The 18,966-nt window shown below is 68.4% G+C and carries 14 protein-coding genes; 4 read left to right on the top strand and 10 right to left on the bottom strand.

Annotated elements, in window-relative coordinates:
- Nucleotides 1-3: 3 nt before the first annotated feature.
- Both ABLE92_RS21995 and ABLE92_RS22000 read right to left on the bottom strand, forming a co-directional pair.
- Complete coding sequence (locus ABLE92_RS21995) at nucleotides 4-2,943, bottom strand: vWA domain-containing protein (RefSeq protein ID WP_348806930.1); 2,940 nt, start codon at nucleotides 2,941-2,943, stop codon at nucleotides 4-6.
- On the bottom strand, nucleotides 2,940-3,449 hold the full coding sequence (locus ABLE92_RS22000; protein WP_348806931.1) for a hypothetical protein: 510 nt from the start codon (nucleotides 3,447-3,449) through the stop codon (nucleotides 2,940-2,942). The genes ABLE92_RS21995 and ABLE92_RS22000 overlap by 4 nt, the downstream gene beginning before the upstream one ends.
- A 489-nt stretch (nucleotides 3,450-3,938) precedes the next feature.
- Between ABLE92_RS22000 and ABLE92_RS22005 the strand changes: the two genes are divergently transcribed.
- Nucleotides 3,939-4,475, top strand: a complete 537-nt coding sequence (locus ABLE92_RS22005; RefSeq protein ID WP_348806932.1) for a Uma2 family endonuclease — start codon at nucleotides 3,939-3,941, stop codon at nucleotides 4,473-4,475.
- 67 nt (nucleotides 4,476-4,542) lie between these two features.
- On the opposite strand, the gene ABLE92_RS22010 is transcribed toward ABLE92_RS22005, so the two are convergent.
- Nucleotides 4,543-5,445: an HNH endonuclease family protein gene (locus ABLE92_RS22010; protein ID WP_348806933.1), complete on the bottom strand. Its 903-nt coding sequence runs from the start codon at nucleotides 5,443-5,445 to the stop codon at nucleotides 4,543-4,545.
- 11 nt (nucleotides 5,446-5,456) lie between these two features.
- On the opposite strand from ABLE92_RS22010, the gene ABLE92_RS22015 reads away from it, so the two are divergent.
- The 3 genes from ABLE92_RS22015 (at nucleotide 5,457) to ABLE92_RS22025 (ending at nucleotide 7,289) form a co-directional block, all read left to right on the top strand.
- Nucleotides 5,457-6,296 (top strand): hypothetical protein, encoded by an 840-nt coding sequence (locus ABLE92_RS22015; protein WP_348806934.1) that lies wholly within the window; start codon nucleotides 5,457-5,459, stop codon nucleotides 6,294-6,296.
- Nucleotides 6,297-6,321: 25 nt separating this feature from the next.
- A complete protein-coding gene (locus ABLE92_RS22020) occupies nucleotides 6,322-6,819 on the top strand; it encodes an LURP-one-related/scramblase family protein (RefSeq protein ID WP_348806935.1) in 498 nt (165 codons plus the stop codon).
- Between the two features lie 125 nt (nucleotides 6,820-6,944).
- Complete coding sequence (locus ABLE92_RS22025) at nucleotides 6,945-7,289, top strand: hypothetical protein (RefSeq protein WP_348806936.1); 345 nt, start codon at nucleotides 6,945-6,947, stop codon at nucleotides 7,287-7,289.
- Between the two features lie 2 nt (nucleotides 7,290-7,291).
- On the opposite strand, the gene ABLE92_RS22030 is transcribed toward ABLE92_RS22025, so the two are convergent.
- From ABLE92_RS22030 to ABLE92_RS22060, 7 genes are all read right to left on the bottom strand, one after another.
- Nucleotides 7,292-9,262: an SWIM zinc finger family protein gene (locus ABLE92_RS22030; RefSeq protein WP_348806937.1), complete on the bottom strand. Its 1,971-nt coding sequence runs from the start codon at nucleotides 9,260-9,262 to the stop codon at nucleotides 7,292-7,294.
- Nucleotides 9,259-10,398: a VWA domain-containing protein gene (locus ABLE92_RS22035; RefSeq protein ID WP_348806938.1), complete on the bottom strand. Its 1,140-nt coding sequence runs from the start codon at nucleotides 10,396-10,398 to the stop codon at nucleotides 9,259-9,261. Before ABLE92_RS22035 ends, ABLE92_RS22030 begins: the two co-directional genes overlap by 4 nt.
- Complete coding sequence (locus ABLE92_RS22040) at nucleotides 10,395-12,812, bottom strand: DUF5682 family protein (RefSeq protein WP_348806939.1); 2,418 nt, start codon at nucleotides 12,810-12,812, stop codon at nucleotides 10,395-10,397. The genes ABLE92_RS22035 and ABLE92_RS22040 overlap by 4 nt, the downstream gene beginning before the upstream one ends.
- A gap of 12 nt (nucleotides 12,813-12,824) precedes the next feature.
- Entirely contained in the window at nucleotides 12,825-13,934 is a 1,110-nt protein-coding gene (locus tag ABLE92_RS22045) for an ATP-binding protein (RefSeq protein ID WP_348806940.1), read from the bottom strand.
- A complete protein-coding gene (locus ABLE92_RS22050; protein WP_348806969.1) occupies nucleotides 13,931-17,533 on the bottom strand; it encodes a DUF4132 domain-containing protein in 3,603 nt (1,200 codons plus the stop codon). The genes ABLE92_RS22045 and ABLE92_RS22050 overlap by 4 nt, the downstream gene beginning before the upstream one ends.
- Nucleotides 17,534-17,706: 173 nt before the next feature.
- Nucleotides 17,707-18,111, bottom strand: coding sequence for an ester cyclase (locus ABLE92_RS22055; protein ID WP_348806941.1), 405 nt, complete (start codon nucleotides 18,109-18,111; stop codon nucleotides 17,707-17,709).
- 25 nt (nucleotides 18,112-18,136) lie between these two features.
- Nucleotides 18,137-18,940, bottom strand: coding sequence for an SDR family NAD(P)-dependent oxidoreductase (locus tag ABLE92_RS22060; protein WP_348806942.1), 804 nt, complete (start codon nucleotides 18,938-18,940; stop codon nucleotides 18,137-18,139).
- Between the last annotated feature and the right edge of the window lie 26 nt (nucleotides 18,941-18,966).

Genomic DNA, 18,966 nt, shown 5'->3' on the forward strand with positions numbered 1-18,966 from the left:
TGCTCAGGGTTGGAACGGGTTGCCGGGGCGGCCGGTTCCGGACGGCCCCGGTCCGAACGGACCCGACGGTCCCTGTTGCGGTGGGCCCGCCGAGCCGGGACCGAAGGGATTGTTCGGTGCCGGATGCCCCTGCCCCGGATGTCCCTGCCCCGGATATGCCTGGCCCGGCGGTCGCGGCGCGGCCTGCGTCGGTGGCGCATAACCCGGTCCGGCCTGAGTCGGCGGGGCGTAACCCTGCCCCGGCGGCTGAGCACCGCCCGACGCGCCGAACGGGTTGCCCTGGGTGGGTCCGCCGCCCGGGGGAGCTCCGCCACCACCGAACGGGTTGACGTCGGGACCCGAACTCGGTGGCGGGGCGTCGTCGCCGAGTCGTTCGAGGGCCTTGGCCCGCAGGCGCGGCAGCACCGTCGGCACCGACTCGTTGACCTCACGGACCAGCTGATCGATGCGACTGCGGTCGGCGTCCCCGCCGACGAGCATGACGAGGGTCGCCGACTGCTCCGGACCCCGCGGATCGTGCAGTATGAACCACGAATTGTGGACCGCGAGAGGCAGTCTCGCGTCCGGGGTCTTGCCCCACCACTGGGCGGCCTTGCCCGCGGCGCCGGCCATCCCGGGTGCGGACGCGGTGACGAATCCGGCGCCGAACGGCGACTTGCCGATCCGGGTGCGCAGCACCACGCCCCCGAGGTCGATCCGGCGGGCCGGTCCGTCGAGTGCGGGGACGAGCCGCACGAAGTCGGTGTCGCCGACCGCGAACGGGGCCCCGTTCTCCCGGACCACGGTGGTGCCGTTGAGGCGGATGCGGAACTGCTCGGCGCGCAACGCATGTCCGGGGATCCGCGCGGTGAACCACTTGGCCAGATAGAGCAGCAGCAGCGGGATCAGCGGCCCGAGAATGAGGGCGATGACGAGCGTGACGATGAAGTTGGTGGTGTTCAACGGTTTCTGCAGTGCCACCGTGAACGGCACCTCCACCGGGAGCGGTTCACCCGAGCCGTCCTTGGGGGCGACCATCACGATCACCGTGCCGTTGGCGGTGCCGTTGACGGCGTTCGGCGCGGTCAGGGTCAGATCCAGGTTGCCGGTCTGGCCCTCGTCGACCTTCACGCACGCGTCCTGCGCGGACGCGTTCGCGCCCACGGTGAGGGTGCCGGCGTCGTCCGGGGTGGCCAGGAACTTCGGCGGCTGGGAGGCATTAAGCCACACGCATCCGGGTCCGGTGATCGACAGTGCCGCGGTGCCGCTGCCGGCCCCGGTGATGGTGCCGAAGTCGACGCGGCCGGCGATGGTCGGGTAGCCGACCGGCGGGCTGATCACCACGGGCAGGTCCACCGTCGACGGCGACAGTTCGGTGCCGGGCACGGTGCGTCCGGTGGAGTCCCGCGCCGACGCGGTGGTGACGGCCAGGGTCATCCGCAGGGTGGCCCGCCCGGGGTCGACACCGTCAAGGTTCAGGCGCTGCGGTGCGGTGATCTTGTCCTTGCCGACGTTGGCCGCGATCGGGATCTCCTTGCCCGATGCGGTGACCAGTGTCGTCGTCAGAGCGGCGGTGCCGGGCAGGCCGGCGGCGTCGACGGGATTGCCGGCGGTGTTCTGGATGGCGAAGGACATCGGGATGTCGGTGTCACCGGAGTGCAGGGTGGTGGTGTCCTCGCCGGTCCACACCGGGCGCAGATCGCCGGTGATGTGGATGCTCGAGCGGGTGCGGGCGGCCTCGTCGCTGTCGGCGAGGAAGACCAGGGCCCACACGCCGGTCCACAGTTGCGCCGACGAGTTCGACATCTGGATCGACACCGACTTGTCGGACGGGAACCGGTAGTCGATCTTCACCCCGCCCTGCGTGACGCTGTTCGGCGACGACGGCTGCATACGGATCTCGCTGCCGTTCGGCGCGATCAGCACCGGCACCAGACCTGACCGGTCGGCGGCGGCGAGGATGCTCACCGAACCGACCGCACTGTCGAGGACGAAGCGATGTTTTGCCTGTTCACAGACCCGCACCACACACGCGCCGGTCTCCTGGGTGAGCGGTGGCTGGCCGGGCGTGGACAGGTTGTCGAAGGCGAACAGCAGGTCGTCGATGTTGGACGCGGGATAGAAATCACCGGGCACCGGTTCGCGGATGTCACCGCAGGGTCCGGTCGAGGTGGGTTCACCGGTGGCGATCGACTTCAGCAGGTCGAAGTTCGGTTGCTGTCCCTCGTTGGCCGACAGCCCGATCGCGATCGTGACGATGCCTGACGACCGGAGCTGATCGGCGAGGCCGCCGGAGCGGCAGATGCTCTGCTGGGCCGATGCGATCATCGCGGTGCGGTCGGCCTCGGTGTCCAGTGACTGTCCCGGCGCGTAGGGTTTGGTGACGCCGGACCGCGGGGTGAAGTCGAGCTCACCGTCGGTGAACCAGGCGATCATCTGGCAGCCCTGCACGTTCGCGTCGGCGGGCCGCTTCTGCGCGAGGGTCTGCCGGGCGCCGTCGAGGGCGAGCCAGTAGTCGGTGTCCTGCCCGTTGTTCGCGTTGCCCAACTGGTCGATGGCCGAGTTGACGGTGCCGACGGACGAGCCCTGAAGCTTCGTCCAGCCGAGGTAGTTGTGGTAGCTGTCGGAGAATCCGGATACGGCGATGTCGAGGTTGGCGTCGGTCGACGTCGCGAAGTCGGCCAGTTGTTCGGTGAGGTATTTCGCGGCGGTGACGCGGGCGGCCTGCGGGTCGGTCTGCTGCAGACTGCGCGACTCGTCGATGAGCAGCAGCACCTGTCCGGAATGCTGCGCGGCGAGACACGCACCGAAGCGGTTGACGCCGGCGTTGGCGTCGTCGGCGGGTGCCGCATTCGCCATGGACGGCGCGAACATCGAGGTCAGCAGCCAGGCCACCAGCACGACGATCGGGACAGTGCGGAGACGACGGCGGCGGGTGGCCGCGGTCGAGACAGTTGCGTTCACCGGCGACCCATCCAGAATGCGAATCCGAGCGCTCCGACGATGACGCCGGCCGCGACGAGCACCATCACCACGGCGTAGGCGGCGGTGATCCAGCCGGGGCGCAGGTAGATCGGTTCGGCGCGGCGAGCGGTGTCCTTGGCGATGAAGACGGCGACGACGCCGATCGCGACCGGGCCGGCCAACAGCCAGCCGATGCCGGCGATCCAGCTGCCCCAGAACACCGCGCCGACCACGATGCCGACGGCGGCGATCACGCCCGCGACGATCAGCAGAACCGTCGGTGGGCCGGCCGGCGCGGTGGAGGACGGCGTCGACGGGGCGATCGGTGCTCCCCCGGGGAGACCACCACCGCCGGCAGCGGGACCGAAGGGGGACTGACCACCGCTGGTCGGGGCCTGCCCGCCGTAGGGTGACGGGCCGCCGAACGGCGCGGCACCGCGGCCACTGGGGGGCGGCGCGCCCGGACCGCCGGGAGGGGGCCCGAACGGATTGGGGGGAGTCGACACAGCACGAATGCTGTCACACAACACCGACAATGTGCTCAGGCCGCCGCAACTTTTCCTTTGAATGGGCTACCGAGGTTGGTGGCCTGCGGGTATGGCCGGCGACGGGGCAGGGACGACTGAGAGTCGAGCGCCTCGTCAGTCCCCGACGCCACACCCGCGGAGGATGCGTTCGAGCGCATCACGCTCGGCTGCGGTGAGTGGATCGGCGCGCCACCGGGCCGGATCGTGTTCACCGACAGCGTGTTCACCGGCGGCCTCGACAGGGTCGATAGGTGATGGGGCTCAAAGAGCCGCCGCGCGCCGCGACCGGACTCTGGGGGCGTGTCTCCCATTGCCCTTTGCGGGTCTTGGCGGCTCGATTGCCCCCTGGCTGCGTTGTCGTCGGTCACAATAGCTCCGCTATTGCTCCCTCCTCCGCCTTGCCAGAGACCAATCGATTCCGCCAATCCCTCGCAGAAACAATGGGAGACACGCCCTAGAATCGTGGTCATGACCGCTGCCGCGTATCCCCAGCTGATGTCGCTGGAGCAGTGGCGTGGGCTGCCGGAGGCGCCCGCGCAGCGAGTCGAGCTTCAGGAAGGCCTGGCGATCGTTTCTCCGCGTCCCACCCCGGCACATTCCCGCGCCGCGTCTCGAGTGTGGCAGCAGTTGGCCGCGCAGCTTCCTGAAGGCTTCGAAGCGTTGCAAGAGGTCGAGGTGGTTATCGACGCGGCCACGCCGGCGACAGTGAGGATTCCTGATGTGATTGTCCGGCGTACCGATGCCGATGACTCGATGATCACTGGTGATCAGGTGGTGTTGGCCGTTGAGGTCGTCTCGCCGGGCTCGCGGCGCACCGATCACGTGATGAAGCGCAGTGAGTATGCCGACGCTGGTATCGCCCACTACTGGATCATCGACCTTGATGCCCCGATCACCTTCACCGTTCTGAGGTTGGGGCCCGAGGGATATGTCGGTGACCAGGCCAGCGGCGAGGTGACGGTGCGATCACCATTCCCGATGACGGTCGTTCTTGACGCCGGGTAGGCCCCGAGGCCGGTGGGCAGGATGCCAGGGTGAGTCCACGGACGAGGAAGTGGGAGTCGCCGCCTCGTCAGTCCCCGACGCCGCACCCGCGGAGGATGCGTTCCAGCGCATCACGTTCGGCGGCGGTCACCCATAGGTCGTAGGCGGCCTTGACCTCGATCTGCCGCGCGGCGTACGTGCATCGGTAGGCGGTGTCGGGCGGTAGCCAGGTCGCGGCGTCGCCGGCACTTTTCTGTTGGTTGACCCGGCCGATGGTGGCCTGCAGGTTCCGCGGGTCGTTCGCGAAGTCGGCCCGGCGTTCGGGGGTCAGCTGCTGGGCGCCCTTCTGCCACGCGTCGGCGAGCGCGACGACGTGGTCGATCTGCACCTCCGACGACGTCGTGGTGCCCCGGATGAATGGGACGGACGTACCGGTATACGGGTCGTGCAGGGTTCCCGACGCGACGACGCATCCGTTCGTGCCGGGTTTGAGGACGACGTCGTCGAGGTCGCGGCGCAGGATGTCGTTTCGGGTGTCGCATCCGTTGTGTCCGTCGTCGACGTTGACGTCGTCGGTCCAGGACTGTCCGAACTGCTCGCGGCTGTAGCCGGTCTTGGGCGCTCGGCCCTTCACCGGCAGTGTCTGCAGTTGGGTCCAGGCGGTGACGAGTTGCGGCGAGGCCGTACGCGACAGCGGAGCGGACGACGGAGGCGTGGACGACTCGGGCTGTGGAGACGACCCGGACTGTGCAGAACTCGTCGTCGACGGCGTCGTGGCCGCACCGCTGGCCGAGGGATTCGCGGCGGTCTCCGAGTCCGGCGTGCCCGAGGTTCCGACGAGCACGACCGCGAGAACGATGATCGCGACCAGCACGAATGCAGCGCCGCCGGCAAGCCACGGCCAGATCGGCGATCGCCGCGGACTGCCGCCGGCGGCATCGGGCGGCGGAATCGGGATTTGTGGTGGCGGTGGGCGGAACGGGTCGGTCATCGTCGCCGATTGTGCCCGACGTCGCCGACGTACCGGTGCCCGGATTCGCCGCGCCCGAATTGTCGGTGTCGGGTTCTATGGTCTCGGTCATGGGGATCAGATCGCAGGACAAGAAGGCACGGCGTGATCGGCGCAAGGCCAAGCGCCGGGGAAAGGTCGGGGGCAAGAGCGGGACCGCGCGGTCGGATCGGCGGGTCGTCCCGGTCGTGTCCATGGCGGAGTCGCCGGGTGTCGCCTCGACCGGTGAGATGGCCGGTCGTGGCATCGAGATATCCGATGTGGATGACTGCTACGACGATGACGGCGGGCTGTTCGACGATGACGATGACCTGTTTGACGATGACGACGGTTACGACGACGAACTGACCCTGACACTCGGCATCGAACTCCTCTGGCCGGACGGGTCGCCACGTCAGTGGCGCCGGTTGGAGGTTCCGGACTGGATGCGACTCACCGGTCTGGCAGCTGTCATCCAGGCCCTGTTCGGTCGCCCTGCGATCGGCGAGTACGAGTTCATCGACGGGGACGGCCAGTTCCTTACGCCGCTCGACTCCGCACCGGACGGCCTGATCGGCCTCGCGCAACGAGGCGGCTTCGCTGCCGATCTGATGAGCGTCAGCATGATGCGTAGTGTCGGCGATGCCGTCATCGCCTACACCCATCGCTACGACGGCGAGGTGGAGCGGTACCGCGTGGTTCTCGAGACCGTGTGGGGTGAGCGGTCGTCGTACGTGCCGATGCTGCTGATCGATGGTGGTCCCGATGCGCTCGACATCGACGGCGTCAATGATCGTCTGATCGAGCTGTATCTGAATGACGAGCGGGGGTGGGGGACGCCAGGCGTTCCCTAAGGTGGGTCAGGACTCCCGGGAGGCAATGATGTCCACACTCTTCATCAAACAGAAAATCTTCTCGGTGGGCGGCAAGTTCACCGTGTTCGACGAGAGGCAGCAGCCCCGCTACTTCGTCGAGGGCAGCTTCATGAAGATTCCGAAGACCTTCGCGGTCACCGACGTCGCCGGCGCGCCGGTGGCCGACATCACCAAGACGGTGTTCAGCTTCCTGCCGCGGTTCACCGTCGAGATGGGCGGCATGGTGGTCGCGACCATCCGTAAGGAGTTCAGCTTCTTCAAGCCCCGCTACTCCATCGACGGCGCCGAACTGCAGGTATCCGGCGACTGGTGGGACATGGACTTCACGGTGCAGCGCGGCGGGCAACAGGTGGCACGCATCCACCGCAAACTCCTGTCGTGGGCCGACACCTATGAAGTCGACGTCTTCGACGATGCCCTCGAGCCGATGATCATCTCGTTGGTCATCGCCATCGATCGGGTGCGTGCCGATGAGAGCGCTGCGAGTTCGGCGAGTACGTAAAGGGGGCTCCGAGATGGGGGTCGACGGTGGTTCATTTCTTGCGCTGCAGAGGGCGCAGGTTGCGTTCGGGCGCATGGCGGCGGCAGAGATTCCCGAGGGTGCCTCTTTCCTGATCGTCTGGGTGAGTGAGTTTGGTGGCACTCCAGGAGATCCATGCCCGAGTCGACTGGGGCAATGGGCGTTCGGAGAACATCGCCCCCAGTGGCGGTTTCGACGATGACACCCTCACCGCGATGCGTGACGCGATGTATCAGCCGGGGCTGGGGACGTGGTTCTCCGCGGTACTGCGGGTCGATCCGTCCGGAGGTATCGACGGGGAATTCAACCACGACGATGAGCCACAGTGGGCAGCTCCGGTTGATCCGATCGCGTACGTGACGGATGCGAAGAAGTATCCGCGCGATGTGAAGCTTCAGCCGGAGTGGTTGCAGGCGAAGCTGGCTGACGGGCATGGGCGTCGCCACGACTGACGTCATGTCGTCCGCGATCGCAGCACCTGCAACAGCACCGCATACGACCGCAGCAGCCGCTCCTCCCCGCCGACACCGTCCACCTCATCGGATTGCTTCACGTGAAACACGCCGAAACCGGCTCGGTCGAGTCGCTGATGCCAGACGTCGAGATCGTCGAGTTCGCGAGCGCCCCGGCCGCCGGTCCCGCGTTCCATGGTGCCGATGAGCCGGCCCGCGAACGTGTCGAGCAGCGCCGTTGTCGCGGTGCGAGGCGCCGGCCGCGTGGTCGGTGCCGCCGGAAGCGCTTCACCCGACGGGTCTGTCCACGCCGGGTCGAAGTGGAGCGCGTCAACCGGATTCGTGCGAGTGGCGTCGGCATCGATGACGCTCACCGGCATCACCGTCGACGTCGAGTCCGCGCCGGCACCCACCGCATTTCTCCGCCCGACGATCAATCCGCCTGCCGGCAATCGGGTATCGGTATCCAACCGGGCGACGGCATGGCCGGTGACCTCGTCGTAGGTCAGACGCAGATCCAGCGAGCGGTCGGCTGTGTCGAACACGGGACGCGTGAGCACCTGACCGATCGGGTCGAAGCGTCCGATCCCCGTGGCACTCGGCGAGAGCACCACCCAGTCGCCATTCGGTTCCGGCGGGTCGAGCAGTGCGCGTCCGCGCCCGGAGCCGGCCACCGCGGTCCACTCGTCGATGACCGGCAGCGATGCCACGATGTCGCGGTGATCCAGCGTCGTCACCACGGCATGCGACTCCGCCGACCGTGACAGTCGTCCCTGCTCGTTGATCTTGGCCTCCGACAACAGGACCCGCGCCCCGGTCGCCGCGGACACCGACGACAGGCCCGTCCACACCGGATCGTGACGCCGATACTGCGCGCGCGGGTCGAACGTGTCGATGGTGGCGGGGCGGGTGTCGGTGTAGGTGAGGAAGGCCGATCGGGTGACGCACCAGAACACCGCGGTCAGTCCGAGATAGCCGGAGTCCGCACGCCACGGATACGCGCCGAGCCCGATCAGTTCCAGCGTCCCGACCTCGCGGTACCCGGTGCGGCCGCTACCGAGCAGGCGTTCCGGCGGCGACGGTGCGGCCGCCAGTGCCGACACCAGCGTCAGACACCACGCCAATTCCGCGAACAGCGATTCGTCGCCGGCCCGCGCGGTGCGGTCGAGGATGGCGCGGCCCCCCGCCGCGAGCCTGCGCAGCGATGCCGCCAGCCGGAAGTGATCCTGGGTCTGCGCGGTGATGGCCGCGGCGTCACAGCGCTCAACGGTGGCCGCCGACATGTGCGCGGTCCCGGCGGAAACGATGTCGCACAAGAGCCGGCGCACCCGGTCATACATCTGCCGATGCTCCGCGGCGCGACGACATTCGGCGGGTGTCGGCTCCAGCGGACCCGGATCACCCACCGACACACCCACCGACCGCTGATAACTGAGGACCGCGCACACCTGCCACCGCGGCAGATCGTCGACCGGCGGTTCGGCGGTCATCGCGGTCAGCTCACCACCCGGAAACCGCAGGATCACACCCGGCAATGTCAGCTGCATCGACCCATCGTCGAGCGTGATCACGTGGTCGGCATCGAGGGTGACCACGTGATCACGGGCCCACCGATAACCGGCACGGCCCGCATGCCGCAGCAGGTACTCCCGGTCGAACGCCGCCAATTCCGTTGCCACACCAGCACTGTCGGGCGTGTCCGGTTCCAGCGCGGCCAACCACAATCCGGCGGCGATGATGTGGCGGCACACCCCGGTGGACGGGCAATCGCACACCGCGGTCGCCGGACCACCGGCATCGAGCGTCACCCGCACGGCGTCGAGCGCCACGGTGAGCGCGTCATCGGTCTCGTCGACGATCTCCGGGTGGAGGGTGGCGAGGTCCTTGCGGGCGCGGCGCAGCAGGCCCGCATTCGCGACGGAAGTCCACATGGCGTCATCGATGCGGCGGTAGATGCCGATCAGCTGGTTCACGACGTGGCCGCCAGCAGCCAGTCGGCCAACCGCCGCGGGGTCAGCGCCGCGATGTGCATGCCGTGTTCGGCGAGCCGCGCCGCGATCGCCCGGTCATAGAACGGCGTGGTGGCGTCGGCCCCGGCCAACGAGGCGAGCCCGAGCAGGCGCACCCCGTCGCCGGCCAGGCCCGCGGTCACCCGGTAGAGCTCCGTGGGCGAACCGCCCTCGCAGAAGTCGGTGACGAGCACCAGCACGGTGCGGTGCGGGTTGGTGACAAGGGTCCGGCAATACCGCAGTGCCGCACCGATATCGGTGCCACCGCCGAGTTGTACCGACATCAGGGTGGTGATCGGGTCGTCGACGTGATCGCTGAGATCGACCACCGAGGTGTCGAAGACGACGAGCCGCAGCCGCAGGGTCGGCAGTCCGGCGAGGATCGCGGTCATCACCGCGCTGTGGATCATCGACTCGGCCATGCTGCCGCTCTGATCGACGCACACGATGACATCCCACGGGACCTGCTTGCTCTTGCGGTCGAAGAACAGTAGCTCCTCGACCACCAGCCGGCGCGACGTCGGATCGTAATGCGCCAAGTTGCGTCGCACCGTCCCGGCGATGTCGAAGTTGGCGGCCACCGGCAGCGGCGAATGCCCGAAGGACCGCTGCGTACCGGCGAGGACTCGACGGATCTCCGGCTCCAGGCGCCGGCGGATGTCGGCGACGACCTCCGCGACGATCCGCCGCAGCTGCGAATCGACCGCGGAGGGAAGCGAACGACGCAGCACCAGAAGCAGTTTCAGGAGATCTGTACTCGCCGGCAGTGACTCCATCACCACCGGGTCGGCGAGAATGCCGGTGAGCCCGAAACGCTCGAGGGCGTGCTCGACGATCACCTCGGAGACCTCGGTTCCGAACAGATCGCGGACCTCGCCGAGCCATTCGACCAGGCGAGGGTCCGACGGGTCGCCGTTACCAGGGCCGATGGCGCCGTCGGTGCCGTCGTCGAGCCGAACCCCTCGACCGCGATACGCCCGGCTGTAGAGCTCGTCGAGCGCGGCCGCCCGCCGCGCCGCGACCGACCCTTCGGTGGCCGAGTCGAGTTGTTCCTCGGCATATCGGCCGAGTATCAGCCGCCACCGATCGAGTTCGTTCATCGTGGCGCTCCCGGATGACCGACCCACTCGCCGAGACCATCGGCGATCAGCAGATCCGCGGCGAGCCGCGAGGCCGCCACGTTCGCCGCCACCTCCGCGGCGCCGAACTCGCCCCGGTCGAGCGGCCCCAGGTCGGCGACGCCGAGACGTCGTGCGACCACCCGCGCCACCTGATCGGTCTCCCGGGGCGTCAGCTCGGCGAACGCCAACCGCAGGGCGGGAAGTCTGGCGATGAACTCCTCATCCGGCCATGAGGTGACGACGTCGCCGAGCACATCGACGAGTTCCGGTTCCTGCCAGAGTGTTTCGCGAGCCGTGCTGAGCAGTCCGGCGACGAACGCCACCGCGGCATCCGGGGCGAGCGTGCCCGCCAGCGTTCCGCGGAGCACTCCGGCCACCGCCGGACCATCCAATAGATCTGCCCCGTAACACAATCCGACCGCACCGCCCCGGATGTGGGCATCGGTGTGCACCTCGGCGAGGGTGGCGATCACCTCGGTGAACAATCCGGCAGCCGCGGCGTCATCTGCGTCGGGTTCGGCGACCAGTTCACGCAGCGCGACCAGTGCCGCGACGACGTCGGTCGCGGGTTCGGCGGGGATCAGCCGCCCCAGGTAGAGGGCGCGCCGGATGGCGGTCTGCAGCAGCTCGCCGAGGCCATCGAGGTTCTCGGCGCCGAGCGGTTCGCGGGCCTGCCGCAGCAGAGCCAGGCTGGTGGCCGCGGCGATCACTCCACAGAACGAGGGATCGGCGCCGAGGTCGTCGGCGACCACGGTGAGCACGCGCTGCGCCCGGTCGACGAGGCCGAGCCGGCACGCCCGCATCAGGAACCCGGCGCTCGTCGCCGAATCATGATGCCGCCCGGCCGCAGTGAGGTCGACGAGGTGCGCATCGAAGCAGGCGGCGACCGCGTCGGGGAGGGTACTGCCGAAACGCGACGCCTCCACCAGCGCGGCCTCGGTACCCGGCGACCACCGATAGCGCCACTGCTCGGTGATCAGGTGCAGGTCGGTGCCGGCGACGAAGTCCGGTCCACCGATCCACGTCGCGAACGGCACGTCGAGTTCGGTGAGTCCGTGTAGGAGTCGGCTGGCGACGCGGTGCGACGGTGTGCGATACACCGACAGCGACACCGTCGACGCGCCGGGCTGATCGACGGCCAGACGCGCACGACGCAGGCGGTCGAGGGTGTCGGCGACCAACGGCGGTGCCGCCACCCCGGGTGGAAGGGCGCCGATCCGATTGCCGGACAATGCCTGTCGGGCGGCGTCGAGGATCACCGATCCCTCGACGTCGACGTGACCCTTGATCAGGGTGGCACGCACCGCATCCAGCAGGTCCGAGCGCAACGGCCCGGCATGATCCCGCAGCGATGCCAGCCCGAGGGTGTGGGTGTAGGCGTCGGTCACCGACGGCTGAGCGGGGCGCCGACCGAGGCGGTCGAGTTCGTCGGCGATGTCGAGCAGTGCGGCCCGGGCGGAGGAGGCCCGCGGGTCGGCGGGCGGTGCCGCCGCGGCCAGCTGATCCCAGACGCGTTGGTGCCAGGCCGGGGCTGTCATCCCGGCGGCGTACCCGTTGATGCGGTCGACGCGGTCGAAGGAGAATCGGACCAGCGCCGCCTGCGCGGCCGGTGCAGTGATCGACGGCCGCGGAGGCGGGTCGGCGAGCAGATCCGGAAGCGCCACCGCATGAAATCCGCCGACCACCACCAGCACCGGACCGCTCCCGGAGAACTCGGAGATCGCCTGCCGCACATGCCAGGTCATCTCGGCTTCGCGTGCGGCGGTACCGTCGGCGCGCAACTGGTCGGGGGTGGCGTCGGCGCGGGCGAGGAGGCAGTACGCGGTGAGCCGCGAGAGGTGATCGGTGAGGCTCGTGGTGTGCGCATCGCTCTCGAAGAGGTTCTCCCACAGGTCTTCCTCGTCGACGCAGCCGAGGTCGGTGGTGAGTCGGGCCAATCCGTCGCTGAGCCGGAAGTGGTGTTCGTCGAGGAGGATCACCTCCTCGCCGGCTCGATTGACGGTGTGTTGCTCCCCGAGTTCGAGGTCGATGAACCGTACCGGGATGTCGCGCCGCGTCGCCTCACGCAGTGCGACCAGTTCGGGGGAGAAGTCGCAGAACGGGTAGTAGGCGCCCAGACGGGGTGCGTCGGGTGCGCGGCCCGTCGGGTCGAGGTAGGTGTACACCGCGAGGGGTGCGTGTGCCTGCGTGCTGGTCAGTGCGGGAATCAGGGGGGTGAAGCTGCGTGGGCCCTCCACCAGAACGGCTGCGGGACCGAGGGTTTCGATGGCACGACGCACCTGTAGCGCACAGGCGGGTGAGTGGTGCCGGACCGGCAGGATCACCACCTCGGGGCTGAGCAATCGTGCCGCGATGTGGTGAACCGCGGCCGCGTCGACGGATGTCGGTGGCATGTCCGGAGGCCGTCAGCGCCGGAACTCTCGGTGCGCGGCCAGCGCCGCCGACCACGTCTTCTGCTTCTTCGCCCGGCCACGAACCACGACGTCGAAGTACTGATCGAGTTTCGAGGCGTCGTCGGCATTGTCCTTGAGGACGGTGCCGATGAGTTGCCGTGCGACATGCTCGCCGCCCACGGTGCCGTCCCCGAAATAGTGGGCGTCGAGTGCCGCCGAATAGCCGACCGCGACCGCCTCGGCCGCCGACATCACCGCGGCGGGTTTCTCGACGGCCACCCCGTCGGCGGTCCGGCCGGATCGGAGATCGTCGAACACCTCCACCAGCAGACCCACCACGTCGGGGACCAGCCGGGTGTCGACGCCGGCCGCGTCAAGGAGCCCGGCGGTCTGGGCGGTGATGAGTTGCGCCGCCACCTCGCGGTCCCGGATGGGTTGCACCGTCTCGAAATTGAACCGCCGTTTGAGTGCACTGGACATCTCGTGCACGCCGCGGTCACGCAGGTTGGCGGTGGCGATCACGTTGAAGCCCTGCTGCGCCAGCAGGTGCCCGTCGTCGTTGTCGAGCTCGGGAACGTGAATGACCTTCTCGGACAACACGCCGATCAGCGAGTCGGAGATCTCCGGCTGCACCCGCGTGACCTCCTCGAAGCGGCACATCGCCCCGGACGCCATCGCACTGTAGAGGGGCCCGGGCACCAATGCCTGTCGCGACGGCCCTTCGGCGAGCAGGAGCGCGTAGTTCCAGGAGTACAGCATCTTGTCTTCGGTGGTCCCGGTGCTGCCCTGCACCACCAGCCCCGACGTCCCGCTGATCGCCGCCGACAACAGTTCCGACAGCATCGATTTCGCCGTTCCGGGCTCACCGACCAGTAGCAGCGCCCGATTGCTCATCAGGGTCACGATGCATCGTTCGACGAGGGCGTTGTCGCCGAGGAACTTCGGCGCGATGTCCAGTCGGGGGTTGCCGATGATGAAGTCCCGCACGGCCTTCGGTGACAGTGTCCATCCGGCGGGTCGGGGATGGGCGTCGTTCTCGGCGAGCCGGGCGAGTTGATCGGCGTAGATCTCCTCGGCCGGTGCCCGTACCACCGATCCGGTGCCCTGCGGCGATGTGCTCATGCGTAGTTCACCTTCGTTCGCCAGTTCGGGTCGTAACCCGGCCCCGCCGCGGCGGTCGCGGCGAGATCACGATGGCCGGCGCCGAGCAGCAGGACCGGCACGTCGCGCAGCGGGACCGGGGAACCATCCTCGACACTGCGGTAGGACATCTCGGTGAGCGCGACGGTGGTGTTCTCCTCGGGGAGCTGGCTTCCGGAGAACCCCAGCACCGCAACAAGTCCCAGTGACGGATAGGTCTTGACGTAGTCGAAGAAGACGCCGCCGTCACCGGTCTCGCCGCGGGTGTAGCCGAGCTTGCGGGCCATCGACCGCAGGGTGAAGGCCTCCAACAGGTGCCCCTCGAACGCGGTCAGCGTCTGCGCCGAATCGTGATCGGCGGCGGGCTCGTAGCGTTCGCCGAGCTGATCGAACAGCGGCGTCACCTCGTAGTCGGACAGGTGCGTGCGCCATGCTTCGGTGAGCGCACCGTCGAGGAGTCCCGGGCGCACCACCGTGACGTGCGACTCCGGGTCCAGTGTCACCTCGTCGTCGTCGGAGTCGGTGAGCGTCCCGTCGTCGAGTGGGCGGAAGGTCCGCCGGAGGGTTCCGTCGGCGGTGAGTTCGGCCCACACCAGCCGTCGGCACAGGATGGCGACGATGGGATGCCGATGCAGGTAGCGTTCCCAATCGTCCACCGGCCAGGACCGCTCGGCGTACATCGCCTCCTCGAGACGGGCAACCTGTTGGGGAACAAGGGTCTTGACCGCCTTGCGGGCCCCGCTCAGGAGACGTTTGGCCTCCGCGACCCGGGCATCGTCGTCGGTGACGCGGGGAGCGGGAAGTGCCTTGACCGGTTTGCCGTCCGGGCCGGACAGGTAGAGCTTGAGGTCGTCGCCGATGCGGGCCGTGAACTGCCGGGGGCCGTAGTCGAGCACCAGCGTGCCGTCGGCGCCGAATCCCGCGTCGGGTACCGTCCGATCCGCCAACTCCGCGCGGGTCCAGCCACGCCGGGCTGCCAGTGCGTCGACCTGTTTGCGGGCCTCGTCCTGAATTCCCTTGGTACGGAACTTGGTCGATATGGACAGCACGAGCTGAATGGCGTTGGGTTGGTCGATCCACGCCAGCATGCCCAGCAGTGATCGGCACTGCGACGCGGCGTACCCGTAGCGTCCGCGGATCTCCTGTTCGGCGATCGGTGCGGCGTTCGCCCGGCAGGTGGCCGCGCAAATAGCGAGCAGCCCTTTGCATTTGACCGCCGAGACGGACTGCCCGCCGAAGCCGCCCTGATGGTCGACGTCGATCCAGACGTTCAGCAGGTGATCACCGAACCGCTCCGCACCGTCGGCATCGAACAATGCGCAGTAGTAGCGGATCGCCACCGTGGGTTCGGGCGACTTGAGCTTGGCCGCGGAACCCAGCAGCCACTGCAGGATCGAGATGTCGACCACCTCGTCGGTGCCCGACCACCGCACCGGTGGCAGTGTGTCCCAGTCGATCCACGCGATCAGCGGCGCCGGTCCCTTGCGCATCCCCGTGGCGGCGGCCGCGGTGAGGGTGTCCCGGTTCAGATAGGTCGATGGCGGATTCCCGAGTGCGGCAAGGGCATCGAGCTGAGCCTGGGACACCCGCTCGGTCTTCTCCGCGTGATACGCCGACTCCAGCTCGGCGATGTCGTCGCGCGTCCCGCTACGGCCGAGCCAGGCGGCGGCGATGGCGCGGGTGTCGGCGTCACTTGCCCGCAGCGCGGTGTTGAGGCGGGCCGTGCGCTGCGGGTCGTCGGCCAAGGTGTCTTGGGCCAGTTCACGATTGCGGGAGCTGGTGCCGAGCGCCACCCGATACATCGTGTCGGCCACATCGGCGGGCAGCGCCGGCAGGGTGGCGAGTGCGAGGTAGGGCTTGCTGTCGTCGGTGTAGTAGCTCGGCGGGTCGTTGAGCAATCCGGCGAAGCGCGACAGGTTCGACTCGACGAAGTCGGTCACCGCCGCATCGGGAAGGCCACGCGCGAAGCCCGAGTACGCGTCGAAGACGAGATCGTTGCCGACCAGGCCCAACTGATCGAGAAGTTCGCGAATCCGGGTCAGGGTGAGGCCGGGATGGTCTCCGCTCCAGGATCGTTCGGCGATGGCGCGCAGTGAGTTGACGGCCTCCCAGGACAGCCGCCGATCTCCGGCCGGATACCGCAGGGAGTCGACGAAGGACAGTACGGTCAGCATGGCCTCGACGGTGAGTTCGGCTGTCCCGCTGAGGTTCACGATGGCGCGCGTGTCGAGCGTGCCCAGCCCGCGCGGTGCTTGTCGTTTCCGAATGTCGCGAGGCGTGTCCTCCGGTGATGGCGGGCCCGCCGTGGCGAGCGTCGCGATGAGGGCTCGGAGGTCACGGTCGCTGAAGTGCCGGTAGTTCGATGCGGCGGCACGGATCTTCGGGTACTCGCTGGCCTCGTATTCGCGGATCTTCGCGTCGACCTCGACGTTGATGTCGGATTGGAACCTCAGCAACGCGGTGTGCAGTTCCGGCGTCATCTCGATCCGCCACGCCCCGGGCGTGCCGGTTCTCGCCCGGGGTGACGACGCGGTCGACCCCGGCGACGGACCGTAGGCCGGCAGATCCGCCCATTCGCGCGCCAGTGCCTTCGCGGCCGCCGACGTTGCGGTGGCAACGAAATCCATTGCCCACGAACGCGTATCCTGCGCCGATTCGACATTCCGTGACCCCAGCTTCCAGAGGGCGCGCAGTGCGCGGAGCTGCTGCCCACCCGCACCCTCGACCGCGCGGTCCTGCAGCGCGGCAGTCAGTTCCGCCGCCGGGCACCGACCGGCCAACTTCTCGGCGGAGAGGGCGAGGGTGGTGTTGGTGCCGGTCAGGAACTCCGCGATGGCCGGCGCGAACGGGCGAAGTCCGTCGTCGTCGAGGGCCTCGAGCAACTGGATGATGGTGGGTCCGCCCTTGCCCGGATGCAGTGCCAGATCGGACAATTCGCTTGCATGAGCGGCGACCGATGGCCGGTAGTCACTCATCGCGCACACGATGGATCGGGCCCCGGAGAACAGGCCCGCGTATGCGCGGGAGATCGGCCCTATGGTGAAGCTGCCGAAGGTGTTTCCCTGCGGCGGGGTCAGCGGGCTGTAGGAGAACATCGCGGCCAGCAGTTCCCCGCGACGTCCACCGCCGGCGAGGATGATCGCCTCGATTCCGGCGTAGGTGCAGGGGAGTGGCTCGCGATCCTGCAGCGCGCCCCACCGGAAGCACTTGCCGATGTCGTCGACCAGCAGTTCGGCCCAGTCGCCACCGGCGATCGGCGCCAGGGTCAGCCCCCAGTGCCCGAACGCGGTGAGCACGTGCGCCCAGCGCAGCCCGACCTCCGGCGGTACCGAGTCGAGGAGTCGGTACATCGTGCGTCGGGGCTCGCGTTGAGACGGCTTCCAGTCGGACGACCAGCCCCCACGGTGGGCGGCTCGGATGGCCGCGATGACCCCGAGGTCGTCCCCGTCGATGACGTAGCGGGCGACGCGATCGGGCAGCGACGCATCACGGGTGCTGACGCCATTGGCCGCGATCGCCGCCCGGGCGGCGTCGGCGAACTCGGTGACCGCCTTGTCCGCCCGCGACCGACCCCAGCGCATCGCCACGACCGCACTCCTCCCGAACGCATCAGAACCCGAGCCCATCAGAAACAGTGCGAGCCTACCGACGCCCACCGACATCCGGGCCGGCCACGTCATCTGCCCAAACGGCTACGTGCCGGCCGCGATCAATGGAGCGCCCGATCTCGCGCCTGCGTCTGGCGCCGAGTCGGCTATTGCGTATCGATGAATGCCGTGGCGATGTCGATGCTGTCGAGGAAGACGCGCTCGCCGGTCACGTGCCCCGACTCATCGAAGGTGACCACGGCGATCATCTCCATGGATATGGTGCGGCCGGTGGCGGGGTGCCCCGCATAGGTTCCGTCGTGGGTTCCGTCGAAGTGGACGAGCATGGTTCCGGTGCGACCCTGGTCATCGAGCACTGTGATCGTCGCCCGGAGATCGGGGAAGCCTTCGAACAGGGCAATTTCGCGCGCGTAGAGTGCGTCGAGACCTTCTTGGGGGCCGGTCAACGGTGAGGTGTAGGTGGCGGGCTCGGCCCACAGGGCGACGACCGCATGCGCGTCGTGATTGTTGACCGCGGTTGCGGCGGCGTCGGCGAACTGACGCATGAACATGGTGGACTCCTTGCAGCAGATGGGGTTACGTAGTTGCGCTGGGTCGGACGGATCGCTCTGCGGCGGTGAGTGCGACTCGTATCGGTAGTCGGGGCGCGAGGTTGGCGAGCCATGCGTTGGAGCATCCGTCAACGACGCTGTGGGTACCGCGCGCCCACCCGGCGAGTGCGCTGTCGACGACGTCGTCGGGGTGTCGACGGTTGCCGAGGGATGCGTCGTCGCCGGCGGTATCGAAGAATTCCGTGTCTGTTGCTCCGGGACTCACGGCGAGGACCCGGACACCGGTGTTGCGGGTTTCGGCCCACACCGCGCGGGTGAAGGACAGCACGAAAGCCTTGGTGGCCGCGTAGACCGCCATGTGTGGGACCGGTTGATACGCGGCGGTACTGGCCACGTTGATCACGGTCCCGGCGTCACGGGCGAGCATGTCCGGCAACGCCAGCGCGGTCAGCTCCGCCAGCGTGGTGATGTTGAGCTGGGTTTGTGTTGTCACGGCCGCTACGGAACCGGCGCCGAGGTCACCGTGAATCCCGATACCGGCGTTGTTGACGAGCACATCGATCCTGATGTCTTGGTCCCGGAGTGCCTCCCAGAGCCGCACGGCCGCGCCGGGGGTGGCCAGATCACTCGGGAGGACGACGACAGCTGCCCCGTACTCGCGGCGCAGCTCGTCGGCGATTCGGTGCAGAGTCTCGGTCCGTCGGGCGACCAGGACAAGGGATGCCCCGGCCGCTCCGGCCCGGTACGCGAAGGCCCGTCCGATGCCCGACGATGCGCCGGTGATCAGAACGCTCTTGCCGGAAAACAGTTCTGTGGCCGAGTTGACCATCGAATGGACCTCCTAATTAAACCGAC

Origin of the sequence: Gordonia oleivorans (assembly GCF_040044975.1) — a bacterium.
Lineage (GTDB): Bacteria > Actinomycetota > Actinomycetes > Mycobacteriales > Mycobacteriaceae > Gordonia > Gordonia oleivorans.

Coding starts and splice junctions, on each gene's coding strand:
- ABLE92_RS22055 (WP_348806941.1), bottom strand. CDS start 18,111: ATGTTCATGCGTCAGTTCGCCGACGCCGCCGCAACCGCGGTCAACAAT.
- ABLE92_RS22010 (WP_348806933.1), bottom strand. CDS start 5,445: ATGACCGACCCGTTCCGCCCACCGCCACCACAAATCCCGATTCCGCCG.
- ABLE92_RS22020 (WP_348806935.1), top strand. CDS start 6,322: ATGATGTCCACACTCTTCATCAAACAGAAAATCTTCTCGGTGGGCGGC.
- ABLE92_RS22060 (WP_348806942.1), bottom strand. CDS start 18,940: ATGGTCAACTCGGCCACAGAACTGTTTTCCGGCAAGAGCGTTCTGATC.
- ABLE92_RS22040 (WP_348806939.1), bottom strand. CDS start 12,812: ATGCCACCGACATCCGTCGACGCGGCCGCGGTTCACCACATCGCGGCA.
- ABLE92_RS22035 (WP_348806938.1), bottom strand. CDS start 10,398: ATGAACGAACTCGATCGGTGGCGGCTGATACTCGGCCGATATGCCGAG.
- ABLE92_RS22050 (WP_348806969.1), bottom strand. CDS start 17,533: ATGCGCTGGGGTCGGTCGCGGGCGGACAAGGCGGTCACCGAGTTCGCC.
- ABLE92_RS22045 (WP_348806940.1), bottom strand. CDS start 13,934: ATGAGCACATCGCCGCAGGGCACCGGATCGGTGGTACGGGCACCGGCC.
- ABLE92_RS22005 (WP_348806932.1), top strand. CDS start 3,939: ATGACCGCTGCCGCGTATCCCCAGCTGATGTCGCTGGAGCAGTGGCGT.